Source organism: Ruegeria sp. AN11 (assembly GCF_056536005.1).
Genome location: NZ_JBQFJD010000001.1, coordinates 329696 through 352064 on the forward strand (window position 1 = coordinate 329696; position 22369 = coordinate 352064).

Genomic DNA, 22369 nt, shown 5'->3' on the forward strand with positions numbered 1-22369 from the left:
CAGTAGAACTTGGGATTGAGTGGCTGGGAATTGATCATCGTTCAGAGGTGACAAAACCCAGCTCATTTGCGTGCCCATTTGGCCTAACCCTGCCTTAATGCGACCGGTTCGAGTTGTCCTGCAGTGCGATTCAAACTTCAAAGATGCGCGTGAACAACGGAAAGGGCGTGGGTTAACGCCCTCTCGGCGAAATCTATATTGCCTGTGAAGTCGCTGCCCTTTCGGCTTGCGTCTTCCTGCAAGTTTTCTCCGACTTTCTGAATGCGTCCCTCCGCAATCGTGCCCCAAACCGCGATATCCTTGATCTTCATCGGGTCGACGGTCAGGGGGTTCTCTGCCAAAATCGTGAAGTTGGCGAGCTTGCCCGGTTTGATGCTGCCCCGTTCTTCTTCAAGGCGGTGAGAATACGCCGCATTGATCGTGACCCCGCGCAGGGCCTGTTCGGCAGAGATCTTTTGGTCGCTGCCGGCTACGCGACCGGAACTCGTGACCCGGTTTACCGCGCACCACATCAGGAACAGCGGGTCGCCCGGTGCCATGGGCATGTCAGAGTGCAACGACCACGAGATACCCGATTTGTCCAGATCGCCCAGCCGCACCATCTGGTCCGCGCGCTCGGGTCCCAGGCCGGTTTCGCTGTAGCGATCTGATAGCGCGGTGACGTAGTAAGGATTAGCGCTGACGATCGCGCCGAGGCGTTTGATACGCTCGACCTGGTCGGGTGCGCTGACGGCGAAGTGGACAATCACCGTACGATGATCAAAACGCGGGTTGCGCAATAGGTTATCTTCCAGCGTGTTCAGAACACGGTCGAGACCGGCATCGCCGTTGACGTGCACATGCACCTGATAACCGGCGTCCCAATAGATCCGGAAAGCACGTTCGAAAGCATCCTGATCCATCATCCATTCACCGTGATAGTCACCGATGGCGGGGTCGCGAAGTTGGATTGCGAGGGAATATATGGCGCCGTCAGAGAACAGTTTTACGCTGCCCTTTGCCATGCTGGTCATGCCGCCGTACCAGTCGACCAAAGCCTCGGTTTGGCGGATCACGTCGGTATCCTGATCGTAAGTAGCAACCAGGCTTTTGCCATCGGGAATGAACGTCCATCGGAAGGGCATCGATGGCGCCGACATCACCGCATTGACCGCATCCTGAATGGGCTTTGCAAGAATACCGCCCGGTTCGTTTCCGAAGGTCACACCCTTGGCGTGCATATAGTCGCGCATGGTCAGCAGGCCGGAACGGAACTTTTCAGGGTTTGCGACCATCGGCGCTATACTCGGCAAAACGGCAAACAAACCCTGTTCCCAGAAGTGACCATCTTCGAAACTGGATTGCGATTTTTCTGTCTCTGACCAGCTGGCGATCAGGTCTTCGGTGACGCCCGCGGCGTTCATCGCGGCTGTATTCAGGATGAACTCATGGCAGGATCTGGCCCACGCGAATATCGGCCGCTCGGCGCTGATCGTGTCGAGGTCGGCGCGGGTCAGAGGGCCATAGAACGCGGCATGATACCCCCAAGTGAGCAGCGGTTCAGCCGGATCATCCAGCCGGGTCTCGGCTGCCGCAAGGCGCGTCATGAAGTCATCCTTGTCATTGAGGGCAATCGCGGTGCCGTCGGGCAGTTCCCAATCCTCGATGGACAGGATCAGGGATGACATTGTCAATCCTGCCAGGATCGGATGGTCGTGCTGCGCAATGAAACCGGGAACGATAACGTGGTCGTCGAATGTTGTGTCCAGATCGTACGGTTTATCTCCAAGGATGCCCTTGACATCGTCCAGCGTTCCGGTTGCAAGGATCCGATCTTTTATCACCGCAACGGCCTGAGCTGACGGTTGATCCGGGTCGAGCGTCACGATCTCGCGCGCAGTGAAAATCGTGGCGGTCTCCAAACCCAACATCGCAGCGCCAACGTCCGAAAGAGAGGTCGCTTGAGCCATTGCCTGTCCGGCCAAAGCCAGGGCAGTTGAGTTGATCAGGGCGAATTTTAGGAAACGCCTTCTGGAAATATCAGTCATTACGTTCTCCGGAAATCACGTTGTTGAGGAAACAGCGGGTACAAATAACGTCAGCACCATTAAAGCGTAAGGTACTCAAAAATCACCATGTTCTTTCAGAAACGGTCCGATTTCCTGAAAGAACTCATCGAACCCCGGATGGCCGCGTATCATGCAATGATTGGCCCCGGGCAGTTCAACGAACTCAGCCGTCGGGATTTCCCGGGCTGTCTCACGGCCTTCACTGATGGGTGCTGCCATGTCGCCTTGGGCATGCAACACCAAAGTCGGAACACTCACGCGCTGCGCATCTGTGCGTACGTCCATGTAGCTGTTCATTTCCATGATCCGCAAGGCCGTTTCCGGGCTGGCGGAGATGCGTTGCATTTCGTCGAAACTTGCCCCTTCTTCCGGTGTGGCATCCGGCATGTAGCAAGACGTGAAGAAATGGCGGTACACCGGGTTGGGGGAGCCCCAGCCGGCCGATACCATGGCGCGAGATGCTTGATAAAACTGTTCGGCTTCGGCGTCCCCGCGCATCATGCGCCCGCGCAAATAGCCCCCCAGCAGGATAAGAAATTTCACACGCTCGGGGTGTCTTGCCGCAAATCGAATTGAAAATGCAGACCCCTGACTGATGCCGAACAGGCCAAAACGATCCAGCCCGGCCGCATCGGCCACGGCAATCATGTCGTCGATCATACGATCTTCTGAAATGTCCTCAACTTCCCAGTCTGAAAGCCCGTTTCCCCGTTGGTCGAACCGGACCAATCGACAGAGTTTGGACATCTCGGACAGGAAATCCCCCCAGACCGGGCTGGTCCACTCATACTCGATGTGATTAAGCCAATTCGGGGCTTTCAGCACAGGTGTACCTTCTCCGGTCGAGGCCCAGGCAAGATTTACGCCGTCTGCCGATTTGCAGAACTTCACGCGCTGTTGCAGTGAAATCTCAGGAGCCGCACGCACGGGCGCCGCCTGAGGGGACCATTGCCAGACACGAATGGGTCGAGTGATGTTCTTGACGCGTTGGCCGCCCATGTCGCGAAATGGAGCGTCGACCCGGTCCTGAATTGCCTGATGCACGATATCCGAAACGCACACGCCGCCGGGTTCTGCCAATCCTTCGAGCCGCGCGGCGACGTTCACCCCATCTCCGAAGATGTCACCGTCGTCGAAAATGACATCGCCCAGATTGATGCCGACGCGAAATCGGATTCTCTTGTCGTCCTCCAGTTCGGTTTCCCGAAGGCTCATCGCTTGCTGAATGCTGACGGCGCATTGAACCGCGTCCTGAACGGATTCAAATGAGGCCAGCATGCCGTCTCCGGTCGTTTTGATGATGCTTCCTCGGCGCCGGGTTATTTCCGGATCGATCAATTCGCGCCGGTGTTTCTTTTGACGTGACAGAACACCCAACTCGTCCACTTCCATCAAGCGCGAGTACCCGACCATATCGGCCGCCATAATGGCTGAGAGGCGTTGTTCCATGGCAATCCCCCCTCTGCGCCAGCGGTGGTTTGATCGCTGTCAATCAGGTTCTGGCGCGAAACAATGACCCCAGTATAGCCGGAAATCTTCAGGCCGTAACGGTGCTCTCAAATGTAGGCTGTTGATGGGGCTGGTGAAGGTTTGAAGAGATCGTGGAATTTTCCGACTTCACTCGAACTGAATAATGACCGCCTCAAAATCCTCGAAGCTTGTAACTTTGGTATGATGACCGCGTCCGAACTTGTCTGCCATGTGCCAAACGTCCCCGGGTCCTATGTCCCGAAAATTGCCATCGCTTGCGGTAACGCGGATCTTTCCGGCAAGGCACCCCAGCCTTTGCGCCACTGGCGTCGGGTGGATCGGTTCGTTCCAACCTGATCGAAGCCTCAGGAACATGGTCTGTTTAACATGCTCCGGCTCGGAGACCTCAATTGCCTTTGCTGGTGGCGCAAAGCTTCGCTCTGCCAGCGGAACTTCGATCTCGGACCAACGGCTTTCGCCTGCGGCGTCGGCATACAGGTTGTAGTACTTCACGATCAAAACCCTTCCGGAGATTTGCCAAAGCCAGGCTGATTGTCAAAATCATCAACCCTAAAGCTGTGAACCAATTGGCAAGATGCTCAAAAAGCCGGCGACGATGTGATCCCATGCCGTACCTGTCGGCTCGGAGTCATATTCCAGGATCGTGCCATCCTCGTTCCGGGTCCGCCACTTAAGTTGGCCTGCACGCTCCAACGTCACGTGATAGGTGTAGGCTGGCAGCGCTTGGTCCAAGGCAGCCATGGTTTGACTGGCCAAAGCGGGCGAATCCATCAGAATCCCCATTTCGGTATTGATGTGGACCGAACGCGGGTCCCAGTTGAACGACCCGACGAACAGATATCGGTCATCCACCGCGAAAGCCTTGGAATGGAGGCCGGATCGGGATTGCGCCCAGTTGATGCCGCGACGTTGGACTTGATAGGCATCGGGCCTCAGTTCATACAGGTCGACCCCGCCGCGCAGCATTGCCCGACGTTTCTTAGCGTAGTGGGCGTAGACCGGTGCGACGTCGTTCGAGGCCAATGAGTTGGTGACAACTTTGACCTCGACCCCGCGGTTTTCCAGTTCGGTCATCCATCTCACGCCATTGTTGCGCGGTACAAAATAGGCCGAAATAATGTTCACTTCGCTTTTGGCATTTTCGAAGTAGGGCAGAAGTTGGGATGCGAGAATTGGATCCGAGTTTTCCAGGCCTGCCGCCTTGGACGGCGGGTCCGCATACAATCGGGCAGGAAGCCAATCCAGTGACAGCGCGCCGTCTGCAAAATTCTCTTCGGCTGATCGTCGCAGGGCGGCGCCGTATTGCGTTTGCTTCGCCTCTTCCACCAGCGCGTTGAGCCTGCCTCGCGCGTCGCTCAGGCTGAAGGCCTCCGGTTCACCGACGACCACGCGGGCAGGAACGGCAAATTCGCTGTTCCAGTATGCGTCGAAGCTTTTGGAGACCTCTTTTACAACAGGACCTGCGGCCAGAACGTCCAGATCGGCATAGTTCATTTCTTTACGGGCCAGAAAGTACTCGGCACCGATGTTTCGCCCACCGACAATCGTGAACACGTTGTCCGCCGTCATGGATTTGTTGTGCATTCGTCGATTGATGCGTTTGAAATCAGTCAGCCCCGCAACCAGCAGGCTTTGATCGCGCCAAAAGGGGTTAAACAGCCGGATTTCGATGTTGTCGTGGTAATCAAGCGCAGCGGTCATCGCGTCGTAGCCGGATGTATCCATGTCATCCAACAGCAACCGGACACGCACCCCCCGATCTGCCGCTTGTAAAAGACTGGCCGCAAAGAGATGCCCGGTCGGATCGTTGTGCAAAAGATAGTATTGGGCGTCGATCGTTTGCTCTGCCGCTGCGGCCATCAATAGCCTTGAGACCAGAGCTTCTTCGCCGTCGCTGATCAGCTTTACACCCGAACGACCGTCTTTTGGGTCTCCGAGACGGTTGACGGTCTGCGCAAGATTGCTGCCCGAGCTTGCAGGAACAGCACTTGATACCGTCTTTTCATAGGTTCGAACCCGGGGAGAGCAAGCGACAAGGCCCAACGTGCAAACGACACAAACCACGATAGCCCATGGTTTCATAGTCTTCCTCCAACCATCCGTTACCAAGTGACTACGTATCAGGGCGCGAATGCAAGTTTCTTCTTTGCAGTGTCTGGTTGTTTCGCATCTGTCCCCGGGCGGTGTGTGGTAGGGATCGCAGTATGGCGACCATTAAAAGCCACCTATTAGCGTGTTGGACTAGGGGGCGAGGCTGGTCGAAGGATATTGGCAAAGGCCTGAATTCGTACCCGTTTTGCCTGAAAATACCCGTTCAGGCGTCGACTGTTCTGATGCTTCCGATCTCGATTTCTCGATCTTGTTTGGACGAGGCAATTGCCGCAAAAACGATGGCCAACGACTTTAGGTTGTTCTTTGCGGATACCGAGGGCACTCGGTCCTCTTCTATCGCACAAAGAAGCTCGCCCATGGTTCCGCGAAACCCGTCGTTGAACCATTGTCCCTTGAGCGCTGGGCGCGCGATGCCCTGCGCTGTCTCAAGCGTCACAGATTGCGATGAAAGATCCGGTCCCCTTGATGTAAGGCTTCCGGTTGTGCCAGCCACATATGTTGTGTCACGCGGGCCAAAAGGAACGCCCCCGTCAAAAATCAGGCTTGCTTGGCCTTGGTCCAAACGCACCAGCGCCTGTGACATCAAAGGGACCTTGTTGGCCTGGCCACGTGCCGGTGTCGCGGTTGCAAAGACGCTTTCCGCCCTGTCGCCAACAAGAGACGCAAGAAAGTCGAACCAATGCACACCAAAATCATAAAGGATCAGGTGCTCCATTTCGTCAAACGGCGTACCTGCGGTCCAGCCGTGATCCCAGTGAATTGAAACATGTGCAGACAGAACGTCGCCGATCAACCCAGCTGAAACCGCCTCGCGCATCCAGGACAGGTGCGGAGCCCAGCGACCATTTTGGTTTACCGCGAGTTTAACACCCTGATCATCTGCCAACTTCACAAGGTCATTGCCAAGATCGAGGTCTGTAACAAACGGCTTCTGGCTGAGCACGTGTTTGCCCGCCTGCAAAGCAGCCTTGAGGATTGGCACGCGTTGTTCCGGATGAAGCGTGACGTCGACAACGTCGATTTCATTGTCGGAAAGAAGCGCCTGCCAATCATCTTCGATGCGCGCCGACGGGCAGTATTCGGAAGCCTTTTCTTCGGCTTTCGCGCGCGTCCGGTTCCAGATTGCGGCAATGTCCCAGCCGGCCGTTCGGTAGGCATCCAGATGGCTTACGGAAATTCCGCCCGTACCAATTATTCCGATCCTAGGCCTGTAGTTTTGAGGCACCGGTGGAGAATACGGCAGGTCCGGGGCAGGGACTTCGGGCAACTGGGCTGACTTTAAGGCATACTGGTCGGTTTTGGCACTGTCCTCGCTCATGACAGCAACCTGAGAGTTTGTTTTTCGCGGGCTGAACGGAGCGCGGTATCGACGATCCGCTGTGCTGTCAGACACAGGGCCGGATCAAGCGGCCCTTCGACCCGGGTTCCATTGGACAAGCAGCCAAGGACGTATTCGATGGCATTTCGTTCGCCAGCAGCCAACGGGGTCACCGGTATCTCGTGCCGTTCGGGTTTTGCGCGGGTCTGAACCGTTATGTGGCTGGCATAGTCGGGCGACGAAATGGTGCCGTCGGTGCCGACAAAAACAAACCCGCAAGTGGGTTGCGGCTGCGTTGTCCAAGGATCGGTGAACGTACCCCAGCGCGTTTCCATCTTCGACAGGCCTGTTTCGTAACGGCACACGGCGATTGCATGCTGATCGACCTCGATACCTGGTGTTTCGTCAACCGTGCATGTGACCTCGATCGGTGCACGGCCGCCCATGAACCAGGTTCCAAGCGTCGCGCCGTATCCCAGGTAATCAAGCAGCGAACCGCCGCCTGATGACCGTTTGTACCACCAGGAGTCCGGCTTTTGACGCTCGACTTCCTCGGGGGTTACTTCGACCTTGTCGGCCAGATGGTACAACGGTCCGCGATTTCCGTCATAGAAATGAACCTCACACAAATCGCCGATCATGCCTTCGTCGATCAACCGCTTGGCCGTCACGTGGCTTTCGACCCATCGCAAGGGCCAGTTGATGACCAGCTGATTTCCGGTTTCGTTCATTGCCGTCATCATCCGGCGGGCATCGTCAACGGATGCGGCAAAGGGTTTTTCGACAAAAACATGCATGTCATGAGGAGCCAGCCGTTCCGTGTAGTCCGCATGTTGCGCTGTCGCCACGCATAGAATGGCCATATCGTAAGGACCCGCCGTCATACATGCGTCGAATTCCGTAAATACCCGATCTTCCGGAATATCGAATGCCTTCACTGCCGCCTGCATTTTGTCCTGATCCGGATCGAAGATCGCGGCGATTTCGGCGTCAGGATGCTCGTGCACCATCCGAAGCAAATCACCCATATGCATGTGATCGAAACTGACGCCGACGATCCGGAATTTTGCCATTGGAAACCTCCTTTAGCGTGTGCCGGTGATCCTGACGTAGAGCGCAGTAACCGCGAGGATGATCAGCCCAAACAGGGCCGTGCGTGCGCCTTCCGGCATCTGCATCAAGGTTAGCATGGTATCCAGCACACGCAGAATAAGTGCGCCCACAATTGCACCCGCGAAGCTGCCACGCCCCCCAAAGATTGATGTGCCGCCGATCACCGCCGCGGCGACCGAGGGCAACAACAACGGATTTGCCAGGCTCAGTGAGGTTTGACGGATCATGCCGAGATAGAGCAAACCAGCCAGTGCGGCGATAAAGCTGGATAGCACGTAGAGCGCCAGATAGACCTGCCAGGCCCGTACACCGGATAATTTGGCGGCCTGTTCGTTGGAACCTAGTGCAAACAGCAACCGGCCAAACCCGGTATAGCGCATCAGCCACAGGATAAAGAGCGCGAACGGAACGAATACAAAAAGTCCGTTCGGCATTCCTGCGGTTCGACCGGTCCCGAGCCATGAAAGGAAAGCGGGAATCTCGGTGCCCGCATTGATGACGAGGCGTTGGTAGACCTGCAGGCATCCGGTGGCGATCAATCCCGTTCCAAGCGTCATGATCAAAGGATGGACACGCACCAGTCCAACCCCGATGCCATTTACAACGCCAACAATAAGGCCTGCGGACAAAGCAATCAGGACTGCGGGCGTTACGCCCCATATTGCGCTGAGTGTCGCGCAGACGAAGGCTGAAACGGTGGCGACCACTCCGACCGACAGGTCAATTCCTGCGGTCAGCATCGTCAGTACCTGACAAGCGGCAAGCATCGCCAGAGGAATTGCGAACTTGATCAGGTTGCCGACCCAAAAGGTCGAGATCAGCCCGTCCCGACCGGCCCGGAACGGGGTGACGATACCCGGCCGCAAGACTTCGAGCACAGCGATCATCAGGAACAGGAAGACCAATAGGGGGATGATCGGGTTGTCACGAAGATACCGCGCAAAGCGGACCATTGGCAGGTCAGTGGTGTCCATGCTCATCGGCGGGCCCCCCTTAGTGACGCCGCAGTGCCCAGCATGACAACGAGGACCATGATTGTTCCTTCGATAATGGTTGTCACGTTTGGATCGACGGCCAGCAAAGTCAGGATCGTTCGGATGATCCGCAGAATGAAAACGGCGATGATCGGGCCAAGAAGGCCGCCTTTGCCACCACCCAGAACGACACCGCCAAGAACCACCGCTGCGACAGAGGCCATAAGATACGGACCAGGCACCGGCTCTCCTATTCCGGTCAGGGCGGCCAGGCTTAATCCGCCCATGGCGCAAAACAGACCGCATAGGGCGTAGGCGATAACTTTCGTTCTTCCGACCCCAACGCCTGAACGGAAGGCAGCCAGTTCGTCCGACCCGGTTGCATAGATCGAAAGGCCAAGTTTGGAGCGCCGGATCGGCAGCCAGACCACCGCGATGCCGACAGCGATGACGACAAGCGCCTTTGGCAGCCCGTCGAACAGAAAATGCCCTCGGATCGATTGTTCCAGCCAGTCCGCCGTCGCGCCACCGGGTGTTTCAAGGATCAGCAACGCAGCGCCTTCCCAAACAAAAAGCATGGCGAGTGTAACGACGATGTCGGGTACACGCGTCACGACAATCAGTAGCCCGTTGATCAGCCCCATCAAAAGCCCGACACCCAGAACTAGGAGGAGGGCGGGCACACCGGCCATGCGTTCCATCAAAACGGCAGCCGTCACGGCGCATACCGCCATCATCGACGCAACGGACAAATCGATGCCGCCGACGATCACGACGATGGCCATACCGGCGGTTGCAAAAGCAAAGGGCAGGGCGGCACGGGCGATACTCTCAAGCCCGGACGCGCCGAAAGTGGGTTGTATCACCTTTGTGATGGTCAGAAGAACCACAAGAAGTAAAACAAGCCCCATTACCCAGGAGTGTTTTCGGATGGTCCCGCTCACGCTGCGCCCTCCGCTTCGGTCAGGCCATAAGCCGCGCGCATCAGTGTTTGTTCATCGGCGTTGGCAGCGTCTATCACGTCAACCACCCGCCCGTTGAAGATTACGACCGCACGATCGCAGGCCAGAGGGATTTCTTCCAACTCGGATGTGTAGAACAGAACCGCCGCGCCCTGATCAGCCAACTCGCGAACCAGTGGGTAAATCTGGCGTTTCGTGCGGACATCAATGCCACGGGTCGGGTCGAACAAAAGCAAGGTTTCGACACCGGTCGCCAGCCAGCGACCAATGGTGACTTTCTGCTGGTTGCCACCTGAAAGTCGTTGCACTTCGCCCTGCGCGCGTGTGTCGATCTGCAGCTTTTCGACCGCATAAGCGACCCGGTCCCGCTCGTGGCGGAGTTTTATCGGCCCCCAGTTTCTAAGACGTGCCGAGAATGGTAGGGCAATGTTTTCCCTGACGGACCTTTGCGCCATCAAAGCATCAGAACGGTCGCCCGGCACGAAGGTCAGCCCGGCCGCAATGGCGTCGGCGGGGTGGGCGAAATGAACAGGCTTTCCGTCCACTTCCATTGACCCTGACGTTGGTCGGTCAAAACCCGCGAGTACCTCGAAAAGCTCATCCTGTCCCTGACCTTCAAGCGCGACTACCCCCAGTACTTCGCCGGGGTGCAAGTCGAACGAGACGTCCGAGAAACTGGGCTCGAACGCAAGCGACTGAACGTGCAATCGGGGTGTCTGTGTTTGTGGTCCGTTTGCTTGAAGTATCTGGCGCTGTCCGATGTCTATCTTTTGACCCAGCATCAACTCGACAACGCGTTCTTCGACACCGGGTTCAATGTCCAGATCCCCGACGGACATGCCATCCCGCAACACCGTCGCCCGATCGCACAGTTCCGAAATCTCGGTGAAGCGGTGGGAAACATAGATCACCCCCATCCCGTCATTTGCCTTGCGTCGTACGGTTTTCAAAACACGTTCAACCAAATCTGTGGGCAGTGCAGCGGTCATTTCGTCCAGCAGGAGAACGTCAGGTTCAACTGCCAACGCGCGGGCCAGATCGAGAATGCGAAGCGTGGCGAGCGGCAGGTCGCCGATCATCGCTGACAACTTCAGGTCTTTGATCCCAAGTTCTGAAACCCAGTCACGGAACTGATCGACCGGTGTGTCGGTCAGCCTGAGATTGTCGGACACGTCGAGATCAGGAATAAGCGACGGTTCCTGGTAAACGGGCACCAGACCGGAACGGCGCGCCTCGGCCGGGTTTCCGACATGCGCCGGTTTCCCCCGGATCAGCACCTGGCCAGCATCAGGTTTCAGGGCGCCCGTTATGATTTTGACAAATGTGGACTTCCCGGCACCATTTGCCCCCATCAAGGCAACAATCTCGCCTTCTGCGACCGTAAGCTGGGCTTTGGTCAGGGCATGTACGGCGCCAAAACTTTTGGCCACGTCAGACGCGTCTAGTAGTGCTGTGCGGCTCATGGAATTCCTTGAATGCTGGAGATGCACTGTGTGTGCCCTCCGCCCCGCCGGGGGCGGAAGGCCAGTCTGTTGGGATCAGCCTTCGCCGGGTCCCTTGCAGTCGATGATCTGTTCCATCGTGTAGTCAGTCCATCCAGGAACCGTCACGGAAACGGGCCATTCAGGATCCAGATTGGGATTCTGAGCGGCCTTGATCGTTTCGCGGCCAGCATCTGTCGCGTTTTCCCAAAGCACGGGGTCGACAAGGACAGTGTTACTGTCAGGGGCCTCACCGTTCAGGATGTCGACGGCCAAAGCGATGCCCGCGCCGCCAACCGACCCGGGGTTTGTCACCGCTGCGCCATTCAATCCCTCAACCTCGGTCAGATATTGAACAAAGCCCGCATTGTCCGCTCCGACGATCGGTACCAAAGGTGCGCCGGATTCCGTAAAGGCGTCGACGATCACATTGTCGATGCCGCTGGTCCAGACACCGTCAAACGAGATGCCGGTGGCTAGGAAATCAAAAATCTGTTGCTTGCCCTGGTCCTGCTGCCATCCGGTGAACACCTCGTGCACCACGTTGATCTCGGGATGTTCAGCCAGTGCGCGCTTGAAGCCGTTGTCGCGGTCCGTATCCGCCGAAACCCCGGCGATACCGCGCATGTAAACGACGTCACCTTTCCCGCCGAGCTGCTCGAAAAGCCACTTGGCACCAAGGTAGGCGTATTCTTCCTGATTGTTCGACAGAATGTACGCGCCGTCAGCCGAAACGCCGGCATCCACGGCCACAACGACGATATCTTGCGCCATCGCCTTTTCTAGCGCCGAGTTCAAGGCGTCAGGATTGGATGGGTTCAGAACAATCGCGTCAACACCCGCTTCGATCAGATTGTTGATGTCTTCCAGTTGCCCGGCAGAATCCGTGTTGCGATGCGCAACGATCAGGTTTGTGACATCGGCTTCAACCAAAGCCTGCGCACGCATGGCGCAGATCATCTGTTCACGCCAGCCGTTTCCCTGAACGGTGTTGGACACGCCGATAGTGTATTGCTTGTGCCCGTCCGCAATCGCCACAGTTGCAAGAGAAGCAGATACTGCTATCGCAGCAACGCCATAAAGTAGGTTTTTCATTTCGTTTTCCTCCCAGTTTTCAGTCGTTTCACGTTCGATGTTGCTTCATTTGATGAATGGCGACAGGACATCCCGGGCCAGCAGGAACCCCCGCTTGACCTTTTCGTCTGTGCCTTCGAACAGCCTGTCTTCATGCTCGATGATGATGGGACCGTCGTATCCGACGCGGTAGAGTCCGGAGAAGAAACCAGACCAGTCCACGTCACCCAGCCCGCAAAGCCGGGGGACTTGCCACCCCATGCCGGTTGACATCACCCCGTTCTCATACAGCCCGTCCTGATCAACCATCACATCCTTGGCGTGGACATGGGCCATGTGAGGGCCGAACTCCTTGATAAAGCGCGCCTGATCGATGAATTGCCAAATCAGATGCGAAGGATCGAAATTCATGCCAACCGCATCGCCCCACTGCTCGAATATCCGTCGCCAGATCTTGGGCGAATAGGCGATGTTGTGACCCCCGGGCCATTCGTCATAGCTGAAGATCATCGGGCAGTTCTCAAAACACAGGCGCACGCCAGAGTTTTGTGCGTGCTTGACGATCGGATCGAAAATTTCCGTCGCGCGTTCCCAGTTCGCGTCGAGGTTCAGCGTCCGGACACCGCCCACGAATGTGTTGACGACGTTGATGCCCATCACCCCAGCAGCAGTGATGACGTTCATGAGGTGCCCGATAACTTCTGCCCGATGATCCGCATCGGCATGGAGTGGGTTGGGGTAGTATCCCAGAGCGGAAATCTCGACCCCATGACCTCCAAGTTCCGCGATAATCTCATTCCCCTGATCTGCAGAAAGGCCGTCCACGTTGATGTGGCTGGTTCCCGCATAGCGCCGTTGCTCGCCGCCTGATGCAGGCCAGCAGGCGACCTCCATCGCTGAAAACCCATTGGCACCGGCCCAGGCCGCCACATCGGCCAGTTGAGAGTCTTCGAATGGTGCAGTCAGTAAGCCCAGTTTCATGTCATCGCCCTCAAATCTCGCTCAAATCCACCCAGCGGCTTTCTTTTGCCGATTTCACGACAGCGTCGCAGAACCGCATCTCGTAATGGCCGTCCTCGAATGTGGCCCATGTGCTGCCTTGCTGACGCCCGCCTGCGATGACATCGGCATAGACGGCCCGAAAAAAGTTGAAGAAGGAATCCGCGAAGCCCTCGACATGTCCGGGTGGCAATGTGGCGGCGGCAACCCCGGGGCCGTTCATCAATGTAAAGTCGCGCATCAGAGTCTGGTTCGGTGCGTCACGGTGCCCAATGAACAGATGGTCAGGGGTTTCACTGTCCCAGGCGGCGCTGGCCTTTGCCCCGGCGATATCCCATTGCAATGAATTCTTTCGGCCCATGTTCACCTGAGACGTGCTCATCACACCGCGTGCGCCGTTTTCATAACGGATGAGGATCATCGCCGCGTCGTCGGTATCGATAGGGACAGTTTCGGTTTCGCCGGTTCCGCTGGAAAACGTCTCGACCGAGCCGAGAGGTTTCTGGCGTTCCGGAATGAAGGTTGTCAGCTCTGCAAACACAGAAGCAGCTTTCAACCCGGTGACGAAACTTGTCAGATCAACCCAGTGCGTTCCAATGTCACCGACTGAACGCAGCGCTCCGCCCATTTCGCTTTCCAGCCGCCAGTTCCAGTCATCTGATTTTGCCAGCCAGTCCTGGTGGTAATGCCCTGTTATGAAACGAATATCACCAAGATCGCCTGTTTGAACCATGCCATGAGCTTGCTGGTTCAGCGGGTAAAACCGGATGTTGTAACAAACCGCCGCGACCTTTCCTGACGCATTGGCCAGGTCCACCATTTCAGCGCTTTCGGCGGACGTCATGGCAAGGGGCTTTTCACAGATGACGTGTTTGCCTGCCGCCAGAATCGACTTCACCTGCGGATAATGTGCGTGGTTCGGGGTCGTTACGTGCACCACATCGACGCTTTCATCCGCCAGCAGGTCGTCCAGAGATGCGTAAGCGTGCGTCACGCTCATCGCTTGGGCCCGATCCCGGCCGCGCTCTGGCGATGATCCAAGAACGCCTCTTACGTCCACGCCCAGACGCCGAAGGGCCTGAACGTGCGCCGTTCCAATGAATCCAGTCCCGATCACTGCCGCGCCAATTTTTGCGAAGTCACTCATCGTGTGCTCCAGTCAAACAACCGAATACCCTCCGTCCACGGTCAGGCATGTACCCGTCACAAAAGCCGAGGCATCTGATGCAAGAAACATGGCTGATCCTGCGATATCTTCCGGCTGACCCCAGCGCGCCAACGGTGTGCGGGTTTCGACCGCTGTTGTGAAATTTGCATCTTCCCTCGCCCGGGCCGATTGTTCGGTCACGATGAACCCCGGTGCGATCGCATTCACCCGAATACCGTCCTTGGCCCAGGCGATTGCCAGCGATTTTGTCAGTTGTTCCACACCGGCTTTCGAGGCGCCGTAAGCCGGGTTTTGCGGTGAACCAAATCGCGCATACATCGAGGCCACATTGATGACGCGTCCTTTTGCGGCCGAAAGGGCAGGGTGCAACGCCTCGGCGCAGCGAAACGACCCGGTCAGATTGACGTCCAGCACGTGTGAGAAGAAGTCGGGCTCCATCTCCTCGCCGCGCCGTGTGATCGCGGCACAATTGATCAGCACATCAATATGGTTCCGTGCTCCAGCGAATTTGTAGACTTCGTCCGTGTTGGTTACATCCAACTGACTGTAGCCAAACCGGGTTGCGTCCTCTTCGATGCAATCCGGTTCCACGCCGGTAATTTCCACTTCGGCGCCCGCGTCCTGAAATGCTCTGGCAACAGCTGCGCCAATACCGCCCCGGCTGGCGCCAATCACCAGGACCTTTGCCCCGGTAAAGTCGAAGGAGGTCTTCGAAGTCATCAAAGAGCCCGGCTTCTGCTGCTTTTGAATTCGGATGCCATCACTTCCCTCAATCGGCGAGTTTCCTCTGCAATCGATTACATTTTCGAAAAAACCTGCTTTTCAAAAGTTGTAATCGATTACATAATCGGCATCACAATAGATTCGAGTCAAGCTGGAAATTTTCTGACTGGTCATGAACAAGAAGCCCAAACCTGCCACGATACAGGATGTTGCCCGTTCCGCGATGGTGTCTACGGCCACGGTCAGTCGTGTTTTGTCCAATCCTGGTCTGGTGTCGGAAACAACGCGTTTGGCAGTGCAGGAAGCCATTCATGAGACAGGTTACCGCGTCAACCAGGCCGCCAGAAACCTGCGCATGCAAAGGGCGGGCGCTGTACTGATCCTGGTCCCCAATCTAGGCAAACCTTTCTACTCGGGCATCTTGGCAGGTATTAGCGAGGGGTTTGCCGGATCGGACTACGCGGTTCTGATCGCTGACACCGAAAGCAATCCATTGCAGGATGAAACTCTTGCCGGGTACTTTCGGGATGGCCGGATCGACGGTGCAATTTCGTTGGACGGCGGGATATCGTCGGCCGCGTTGCAGCAATGCATCAGGTACGGGGCGGGTGACCGAATTGTCTTTTTGTGTGAATGGGTCGAGGGCGCGTCCTTTCCGGTGATTTCCAGTGATAACGCCGAAGGTGCGCGATTGGCGATCAGGCATCTGCATAATTTGGGCCACAAGAAAATCGCGCATGTGACCGGCCCCGACGGGAATGTTCTGACAACGGCCCGGCGTGAGGGCATGGTCGAAGAACGGACGCGGCTGGGGCTTCCGGCGAGGCCCGAGTGGATCATCAGGGGCGATTTCTCGCTGGAATCAGGACATGAGGCCGCCAGAAGAATACTCGCGATGGATGACCGCCCAACGGCTGTATTCTGCGCGGCGGACATGGTTGCCTTTGGGTTGATTTCCGGGCTGGTCGAAGGCGGGCTGAAGGTGCCCGAAGACATTTCGGTTGTCGGTTTTGACGATATCGAAATGTCAGGTTCTTACGTTCCCGCGCTGACAACAATCCGACAAGACCGGCATCAACTGGGACGCCGTGCAGCCGAGGTGTTGCTGGGCCAGTTGGCGAATACAAGCCGGAACCTTCCGACAAAAACGGCAGTCTCCGTGGAACTTGTCACACGGGCGAGCACTGCGCCGCCCAGTTGACAGGCCAAAATTCGAGGCGACTTTGCTATGGTCAAGGAAGCCGCGTAAGAACTGCTATGAGCGATGAAGAGAGGGGATATGAGTAAGTCGACCGCATCCACTGGCTCGGATTTTGCTGTTCGGGACTATTCCCTGACCGGTACGAGTACGCGCCAGGCGATAGAGGCCGGTCTGTCGGCCGCCGAGTGGTATCATAGCGAGGTTCCCCGAAAGAAGCTGAAGTCTCTAATGAAGCGTCGGGATGCGCCTGCCATGCGTGACACAGTGATCTGGATCGCCTTGCATTTTGTGTTTGCGGCTGGCGGGCTTTACTTTTGGGGCAGCTGGCTTTGCGTGCCTTTCTGGTTTGCTTACGGGGTTGTGTACGGTTCGGCCTGCGACAGCCGTTGGCACGAATGTGGTCACGGAACAGCGTTTCGAACCCGCTGGATGAACGACTTCGTTTACCACATCGCGTCCTTCCAGATCATGCGAAACCCGGTCAATTGGCGCTGGAGCCACGCGCGGCATCACACCGACACACTTATTGTTGGCCGCGATCCCGAAATAGCGTGGATGCATCCGATCAACCTGATCCTTAAGACGCTTGCATTTGTAGGGATTGTTGAGACCTGGACTTCGCTCAAAGTTCTGATGCGAAATGCCATGGGGAACCTGTCGCAGGAAGAGCGGGACTACATTCCGGAAAGCCAGTGGCCGAAAGCAGTATTCTGGGCACGGGTTCACGTCGCAATCTACGCCGCTGTTTTATTGGTCTCATCGGTATTGTTTGTCTCTGGGGCAGCTTGGAAGTCCCTGATCCCGATACTCCTGATCGGCGGCCCCCGGGTCTATGGATGCTGGCATTTTGTAATGACGGGGCTGCTTCAGCATGGAGGATTGGCCGAGAACGTTCTTGATCACCGGTTGAACTCCCGAACGCTCTACATGAACCCGATCAGCCGCTGGGTTTACTGGAACATGAATTACCACATCGAACATCATATGTTCCCGATGGTGCCCTATTACTCACTTCCAGCGCTTCATGAGTTGATCAAGGATGACCTGCCGCCGCCGAACACTTCAATTTGGGATGGCTACAAAGAAATGATGGGCTCCGTCATGAAGCAACGCATTGATCCGAAATATGCAATTCGAAAAACACTTCCAACGACGGCGCGACCTTATCGAGAGCATTTGCACATGGCTGTTCCCGAGCGAAAAACGAGACCTGCAAGCAGCGACCGGGAGGGAGTGTAATGCCTTGGGTCGACGCGTGCGCCGTAGACGATGTTGACGAAGAGGACGTCATTCGTTGGGATCACGAGGGCCGTACATACGCAATTTTCCGTAGTCAGGATAATGAGTTCTACTGCACTGATGGTCTCTGTACACACGAACAGGTGCACTTATCGGACGGCCTGGTGATGGACTATGAGATCGAGTGCCCCAAGCACAACGGGCTATTCGACTACCGCTCGGGCAAAGCTCTACGAGCGCCTGCATGTAAAGACCTTCGTACCTACGAAACCAAAGTCGGAAATGGTCGTGTGATGGTTCTGGTGGAATGATGTTTTGGGTGAGGTATCAATTGTGATCAACCTGTCCGCTACTGGTATCCGGCTTTCCTTCGATTTGCAGTTGGGGTTGATCGAGAGCTTTTGCGTAAATGACGGCGGTACCGAGATCTCGCCGCTGCATCGCGCGCCTTGGGTCGGAACGGGCGAAGCCATGCCTGAGGGTATTGCGCCTCATCTGGAAAAGCTCGGTGGTGATTTTTTCTGCGCGCCTTTCGGGGCAACCGAGGGCGCGTCGCCGCTGCATGGATGGCCGCCCAATTCACGCTGGGTATTGAAGGAAAAGACCGAAAACTACTTACGAGCCGAGCTCGAAAAAACGGTCTATGGGGCAAGGCTGCAGAAAGAGATCACACTGCGCCCGGGGCATCCATTTGTCTATCAGCGACATACGTTCATTGGTGGCGACGGGTTGGTGCCGGTAGCCAATCACGCGAACGTATCTTTGCCAAATGGCGGGATCATTCAAACCTCTCGAAAGCAGTGCTGGAGAACACCTGAGACTCCGCTGGAAGTTGATCCGTCATTGGGCCATTCAGCGCTAAAATACCCGGCTGAAAGTGATACGTTGACGTCTTTCCCTGGTATGGGAGACGAATTGGACCTGTCACACTATCCATGGTCTTCGAAAAGCGAAGATTTTGTTGTTGGGCTGGAGCCCCCTGAATTGAAACTGGGGTGGACTGCGGTTATTCGCCCGGTGGAGGGTGACATTTTCCTGTCACTCAAATCGGCACAGGCTTTGCCGATGACAATGTTGTGGCATTCCAACGGAGGTCGCTACTATGCTCCGTGGTCGGGCAGGCACTTTGCCTGCCTTGGGGTCGAGGAGGGGGCTGCGTCGACCGTTCTGGGCGCTGATGAAAACGGTTTTCCCAAAGGTCGTGGAGTCATTCTACTGGACCCCGACGGCCAAGTTGAGATTAGTCATGTCGTCGGTGCGTTTCGTTGGCGTGATGGGAGCGGGGTGAGCGCCATTGAGATCAAGAAAGACCAACTTTTGATCCGAAACACGAAGAACGAGGAGTTCTTTTTGTCGTTTGACCTGCAAGCACTCGGCATTTGATTGGACTAAAGCTGCGCATCCACACAATTGATGCACGACATCAAAGGCGCCACTCAATGCTTCACTCTCTACGCCTGCTTCATCCGCATTGCGGCGAGCCGGCCTTTTTGACCGAGCGTCCGCACTGATCCCTAAAGGCTTTGCACTGGTCCGGCATGAGGCTTTGCGTTCGACCATCCAGAAACTCGCCAGAGTTCGAGCGGTATAGATGGCAAGGCGGTGCACCACGATTTCCAGAATACGGCACCAAGATGATAGCGATTATTTCTTATCTATTTTAGGGTGTTAGGGTGACGCGTCAAAACCGGCGCAGGCAAAGCTCTCTGAATGCAGACCCAGATCGAACTGCGGCGACAGACTGCGCCCATCACTGCCGGTCAAGTTGACGTTGCTGGGAAGGTTGCCGACCGTGCTTTGGGTACAGTGCGCTTTGGTCGGGCAGTTGGCTATCCGCAAATGTCTGACTTCACTGGGGCGAAAACGGAGGATGCAAACCCCACGCGTCTATTGCGATTTGTGGCAGTCGGGTTCTGCCAGCGAATGTCGGCTGACCAGCCTTGTATTGATGCAGATTGAATGGCCTTCCGATTTGCCCTCAACCATTGCAGTCAATTCACGCGCGGCCTTGCGACCCATTTCCCGGTGGGGAACATGTACGGTCGTCAAGGCCGGGCTGACGATCTCGGCCAATTCTATGTCATCGAAACCCGTTACCGAAACTTGTTCCGGCACCTGTATTCCAAGTCGTCGGGCCTCGCACAGTGCACCTGCGGCCAGAACATCGTTGCCGCACATGACCACTGTTGGCCTTGGGGTGAGGGCCATCAGTTGCCGAAAGGCTTCAGCGCCCTTGTCAATTTCGTAAGTGGTTTCGATCAAGGTCAAGGCATCGGCGTCGAGGTTGCTCTGTGACATAGCCTGCCTGACACCTTCGACGCGGTTTTGCGCCCGATCGTTTCCTTTTGTCTTGCCCGAAATCATGGCGATCCGCCGGTGGCCTGCTGCAATCACGGTTCGCGCCAGTTCCCCCATAGCATCCTTGTTGCTGAAACCGACGGACGGCCGCTTGACGTCCGGGTCATAGGACCAGGCAACAAGTGATGGAACCTGGTGGCGCTCCAGATACTCATAAATGTCTGCGTCACGCTCATGTCCGATAAGAAGCAACCCGTCCGCACCGCGGGCGACAAGCGTGCGGATCTGCTCTCTCTCCACCTCGGGGTCGTAAGCGGAACTGGATACCAGAAGGGTATATCCGCTTTCACGAAGCTGGTCCTGAAACTCCTGCAATCCGCGGGCGAAGATTGCGTTGTCCATTGTGGGAATAATCGCACCGATGGTGAAGCTGCGATTCGCAGCCATAACACGGGCTGCAAAATTCGGCGTATAGCCCAACGATTCGACCGCTTGCATGACCCGACGCCGGGTTTGCTCGATTACCCGTTCCGGCGAATTCAGGCATCGCGACACAGTGGCGGTGGAAACGCCGGCCGCCTTTGCAACGTCGTTAAGTGTCGGAGCTGTACGGGTTTTTCCCATGCGGAGCCTGCTGTTGCTTTGGCACCGTCTTACCACAAAAAACCGGTCTTGCCATCTGTTGATGTAAGCGCTTGCATTATTGATGTAAGCGCTTACAAATAGATTTGAGAAAACAATCCGGGGTTTTGCGATGTTCCTTTGGGCTGCTGCTGTCGTCTTTGCCGTATTTTTCACAAATGTGGCGCTGGGCGCATTTGGAGGCGGCGGATTCCTGGGGGATGTCGGTGAGATGCTGGTTCTGTTTGCTGCCTCGATCCTGTTCGTGGCGGCCATTCTCAAGCGAGAGGCTGACCAAGAAAACAACAACGGCAGCTGACGGATTCAATGGGAGGAAGAAAATGACGAATGGCAAGGATGGCCTCAAATCTGCTGAGCGCCGGAATTTTCTGAAGCTGGCTTCAACTGGCTCGTTCACAGCGGCGGTGGTGGCCGGAGCTGGCGGCGTCTTGTGGTCTTCGGAGGCCGCAGCGCAAACCGCCAAAGAAGAGAAAGAACGCGAGAATGCAGCCGAGCATGTGATGACCGTCGCCACGGCTTACGTACTGGGCGCATCGCGCAGTTATCCGATCATGCAGCTGGATCTGAAGGAAAATATCCAGAACGCGACCAATGGCAAGATCTACGTCAAGCTGGCCCCCGGCGGGCAGTTGGGTGCGGGCGGCGCGCTGGTTCAGAAGGTTCAGGGCGGCACAATTCAGGCAGCACAGCATTCGCTGTCGAACTTTGCGCCTTTTGCCTCGACCGTCGATCTGATCAACATGCCGTATCTGTGCGGCTCGAACCAGCGGTTTACCAATCTGGTGCATTCCGACACTTGGAAGAACGAAGTGCATCCCAAGGTCGAAGCCGCCGGGTTCAAGGCGCTTTTCTACGTTGTGATTGATCCACGGGTTGTCGCCGTGCGTCAGGGCGGAAACGCCATTCTTACCCCGTCGGACATGAGCGGTGTGAAATTCCGCGTGCCGGGTTCGAAGATGCTGCAGCAATACTATCGGATGGTCGGTGCCAACCCGACACCTGTCGCATGGGGCGAGACGCCATCGGCGATCAAGCAGGGTGTGGCCGATGCGCTGGATCCGTCGGTCGGTGCGTTGTATGTCTTTGGCTTCAAGGACATTCTCAGCAACGTCACCTTCACGCAGGCCGTGCCGGACAGTCAGGTCTATTCCTGTAATCTGGAATGGTTCAATTCACTGCCATCCGATGTGCAGGAGGGGATCATGTGGGGGTCGGAAATGACCAGCCACCAGAACCTGTCCAAAGTACCGTCGGCGCGGGCCTATGCCATGGCGGAACTGAACAAGGCAGGCGTGCAATTCCATTCGCTGTCCGATGATCAACTGGCCGAGTGGAAGGATGCCGGTGGCTATCAGCGTTCGGAATGGGATCCGTTCAAAACCGAACTTGCTGGCTCGATGGACAATTTCGAAAAACTGGTCGAGGCGGCTGGAACGCAGGGCAAGTACTACGTCCACGACGCATAAGATCCGACGGGCGAGGGGGCTGACCTCTCTCGCCCGTTTTACCACGTGCAACCAGATGGC

General features: G+C 56.5%; 20 protein-coding genes. 6 read left to right on the forward strand and 14 right to left on the reverse strand.

All coding sequences use genetic code 11. The annotated features are described in order from the left end of the window. Positions 1 to 137 precede the first annotated feature (137 nt). The 13 genes from ACR3EQ_RS01645 to ACR3EQ_RS01705 form a co-directional block, all read right to left on the reverse strand. The gene (locus ACR3EQ_RS01645) at positions 138 to 2027 is read right to left on the reverse strand and encodes an amidohydrolase (RefSeq protein WP_480489629.1); all 1890 of its coding nucleotides are present in this window, start codon (positions 2025 to 2027) and stop codon (positions 138 to 140) included. A gap of 75 nt (positions 2028 to 2102) precedes the next feature. Continuing rightward, the gene (locus ACR3EQ_RS01650; RefSeq protein ID WP_170619667.1) at positions 2103 to 3497 is read right to left on the reverse strand and encodes an alpha/beta fold hydrolase; all 1395 of its coding nucleotides are present in this window, start codon (positions 3495 to 3497) and stop codon (positions 2103 to 2105) included. A 168-nt stretch (positions 3498 to 3665) separates the two neighbouring features. Then, complete coding sequence (locus ACR3EQ_RS01655; RefSeq protein WP_170614573.1) at positions 3666 to 4031, reverse strand: cupin domain-containing protein; 366 nt, start codon at positions 4029 to 4031, stop codon at positions 3666 to 3668. Positions 4032 to 4088: 57 nt separating this feature from the next. After that, positions 4089 to 5621, reverse strand: coding sequence for a phospholipase D family protein (locus tag ACR3EQ_RS01660; RefSeq protein WP_170614574.1), 1533 nt, complete (start codon positions 5619 to 5621; stop codon positions 4089 to 4091). Positions 5622 to 5853: 232 nt separating this feature from the next. After that, a complete protein-coding gene (locus tag ACR3EQ_RS01665) occupies positions 5854 to 6969 on the reverse strand; it encodes a Gfo/Idh/MocA family protein (RefSeq protein WP_480489630.1) in 1116 nt (371 codons plus the stop codon). Next, positions 6966 to 8042 carry a Gfo/Idh/MocA family protein gene (locus ACR3EQ_RS01670; protein ID WP_170614576.1) on the reverse strand — a complete coding sequence of 359 codons (1077 nt, stop codon included), beginning with the start codon at positions 8040 to 8042 and terminating at the stop codon, positions 6966 to 6968. Before ACR3EQ_RS01670 ends, ACR3EQ_RS01665 begins: the two co-directional genes overlap by 4 nt. 12 nt (positions 8043 to 8054) lie before the next feature. Continuing rightward, complete coding sequence (locus ACR3EQ_RS01675; protein WP_170614577.1) at positions 8055 to 9062, reverse strand: ABC transporter permease; 1008 nt, start codon at positions 9060 to 9062, stop codon at positions 8055 to 8057. Next, positions 9059 to 10000, reverse strand: a complete 942-nt coding sequence (locus ACR3EQ_RS01680; RefSeq protein ID WP_170614578.1) for an ABC transporter permease — start codon at positions 9998 to 10000, stop codon at positions 9059 to 9061. The genes ACR3EQ_RS01675 and ACR3EQ_RS01680 overlap by 4 nt, the downstream gene beginning before the upstream one ends. Further along, the gene (locus ACR3EQ_RS01685; RefSeq protein ID WP_170614579.1) at positions 9997 to 11481 is read right to left on the reverse strand and encodes a sugar ABC transporter ATP-binding protein; all 1485 of its coding nucleotides are present in this window, start codon (positions 11479 to 11481) and stop codon (positions 9997 to 9999) included. Before ACR3EQ_RS01685 ends, ACR3EQ_RS01680 begins: the two co-directional genes overlap by 4 nt. Positions 11482 to 11556: 75 nt before the next feature. After that, entirely contained in the window at positions 11557 to 12594 is a 1038-nt protein-coding gene (locus ACR3EQ_RS01690; protein ID WP_480489631.1) for an ABC transporter substrate-binding protein, read from the reverse strand. A 45-nt stretch (positions 12595 to 12639) separates the two neighbouring features. Continuing rightward, a complete protein-coding gene (locus tag ACR3EQ_RS01695) occupies positions 12640 to 13554 on the reverse strand; it encodes a sugar phosphate isomerase/epimerase family protein (RefSeq protein WP_480489632.1) in 915 nt (304 codons plus the stop codon). Positions 13555 to 13564: 10 nt separating this feature from the next. Continuing rightward, entirely contained in the window at positions 13565 to 14719 is a 1155-nt protein-coding gene (locus ACR3EQ_RS01700; RefSeq protein WP_170614582.1) for a Gfo/Idh/MocA family protein, read from the reverse strand. Between the two features lie 12 nt (positions 14720 to 14731). After that, on the reverse strand, positions 14732 to 15460 hold the full coding sequence (locus tag ACR3EQ_RS01705) for an SDR family oxidoreductase (protein ID WP_170614583.1): 729 nt from the start codon (positions 15458 to 15460) through the stop codon (positions 14732 to 14734). A gap of 175 nt (positions 15461 to 15635) precedes the next feature. Between ACR3EQ_RS01705 and ACR3EQ_RS01710 the strand changes: the two genes are divergently transcribed. From ACR3EQ_RS01710 to ACR3EQ_RS01725, 4 genes are all read left to right on the forward strand, one after another. Continuing rightward, a complete protein-coding gene (locus ACR3EQ_RS01710; RefSeq protein WP_170614584.1) occupies positions 15636 to 16664 on the forward strand; it encodes a LacI family DNA-binding transcriptional regulator in 1029 nt (342 codons plus the stop codon). Positions 16665 to 16742: 78 nt separating this feature from the next. After that, the gene (locus ACR3EQ_RS01715; RefSeq protein ID WP_170614585.1) at positions 16743 to 17903 is read left to right on the forward strand and encodes a fatty acid desaturase family protein; all 1161 of its coding nucleotides are present in this window, start codon (positions 16743 to 16745) and stop codon (positions 17901 to 17903) included. Then, the gene (locus tag ACR3EQ_RS01720) at positions 17903 to 18214 is read left to right on the forward strand and encodes a MocE family 2Fe-2S type ferredoxin (protein WP_170614586.1); all 312 of its coding nucleotides are present in this window, start codon (positions 17903 to 17905) and stop codon (positions 18212 to 18214) included. The genes ACR3EQ_RS01715 and ACR3EQ_RS01720 overlap by 1 nt, the downstream gene beginning before the upstream one ends. 22 nt (positions 18215 to 18236) lie before the next feature. Further along, positions 18237 to 19286 carry a hypothetical protein gene (locus ACR3EQ_RS01725; protein WP_170619670.1) on the forward strand — a complete coding sequence of 350 codons (1050 nt, stop codon included), beginning with the start codon at positions 18237 to 18239 and terminating at the stop codon, positions 19284 to 19286. 504 nt (positions 19287 to 19790) lie between these two features. Here ACR3EQ_RS01725 and ACR3EQ_RS01730 read toward each other — a convergent pair. Then, a complete protein-coding gene (locus tag ACR3EQ_RS01730; protein WP_480489633.1) occupies positions 19791 to 20825 on the reverse strand; it encodes a LacI family DNA-binding transcriptional regulator in 1035 nt (344 codons plus the stop codon). Between the two features lie 130 nt (positions 20826 to 20955). On the opposite strand from ACR3EQ_RS01730, the gene ACR3EQ_RS01735 reads away from it, so the two are divergent. Then, positions 20956 to 21141: a hypothetical protein gene (locus ACR3EQ_RS01735; RefSeq protein WP_170614589.1), complete on the forward strand. Its 186-nt coding sequence runs from the start codon at positions 20956 to 20958 to the stop codon at positions 21139 to 21141. A gap of 22 nt (positions 21142 to 21163) precedes the next feature. Further along, on the forward strand, positions 21164 to 22309 hold the full coding sequence (locus ACR3EQ_RS01740) for a TRAP transporter substrate-binding protein (RefSeq protein WP_170614590.1): 1146 nt from the start codon (positions 21164 to 21166) through the stop codon (positions 22307 to 22309). The last annotated feature ends 60 nt before the right edge of the window (positions 22310 to 22369 follow it).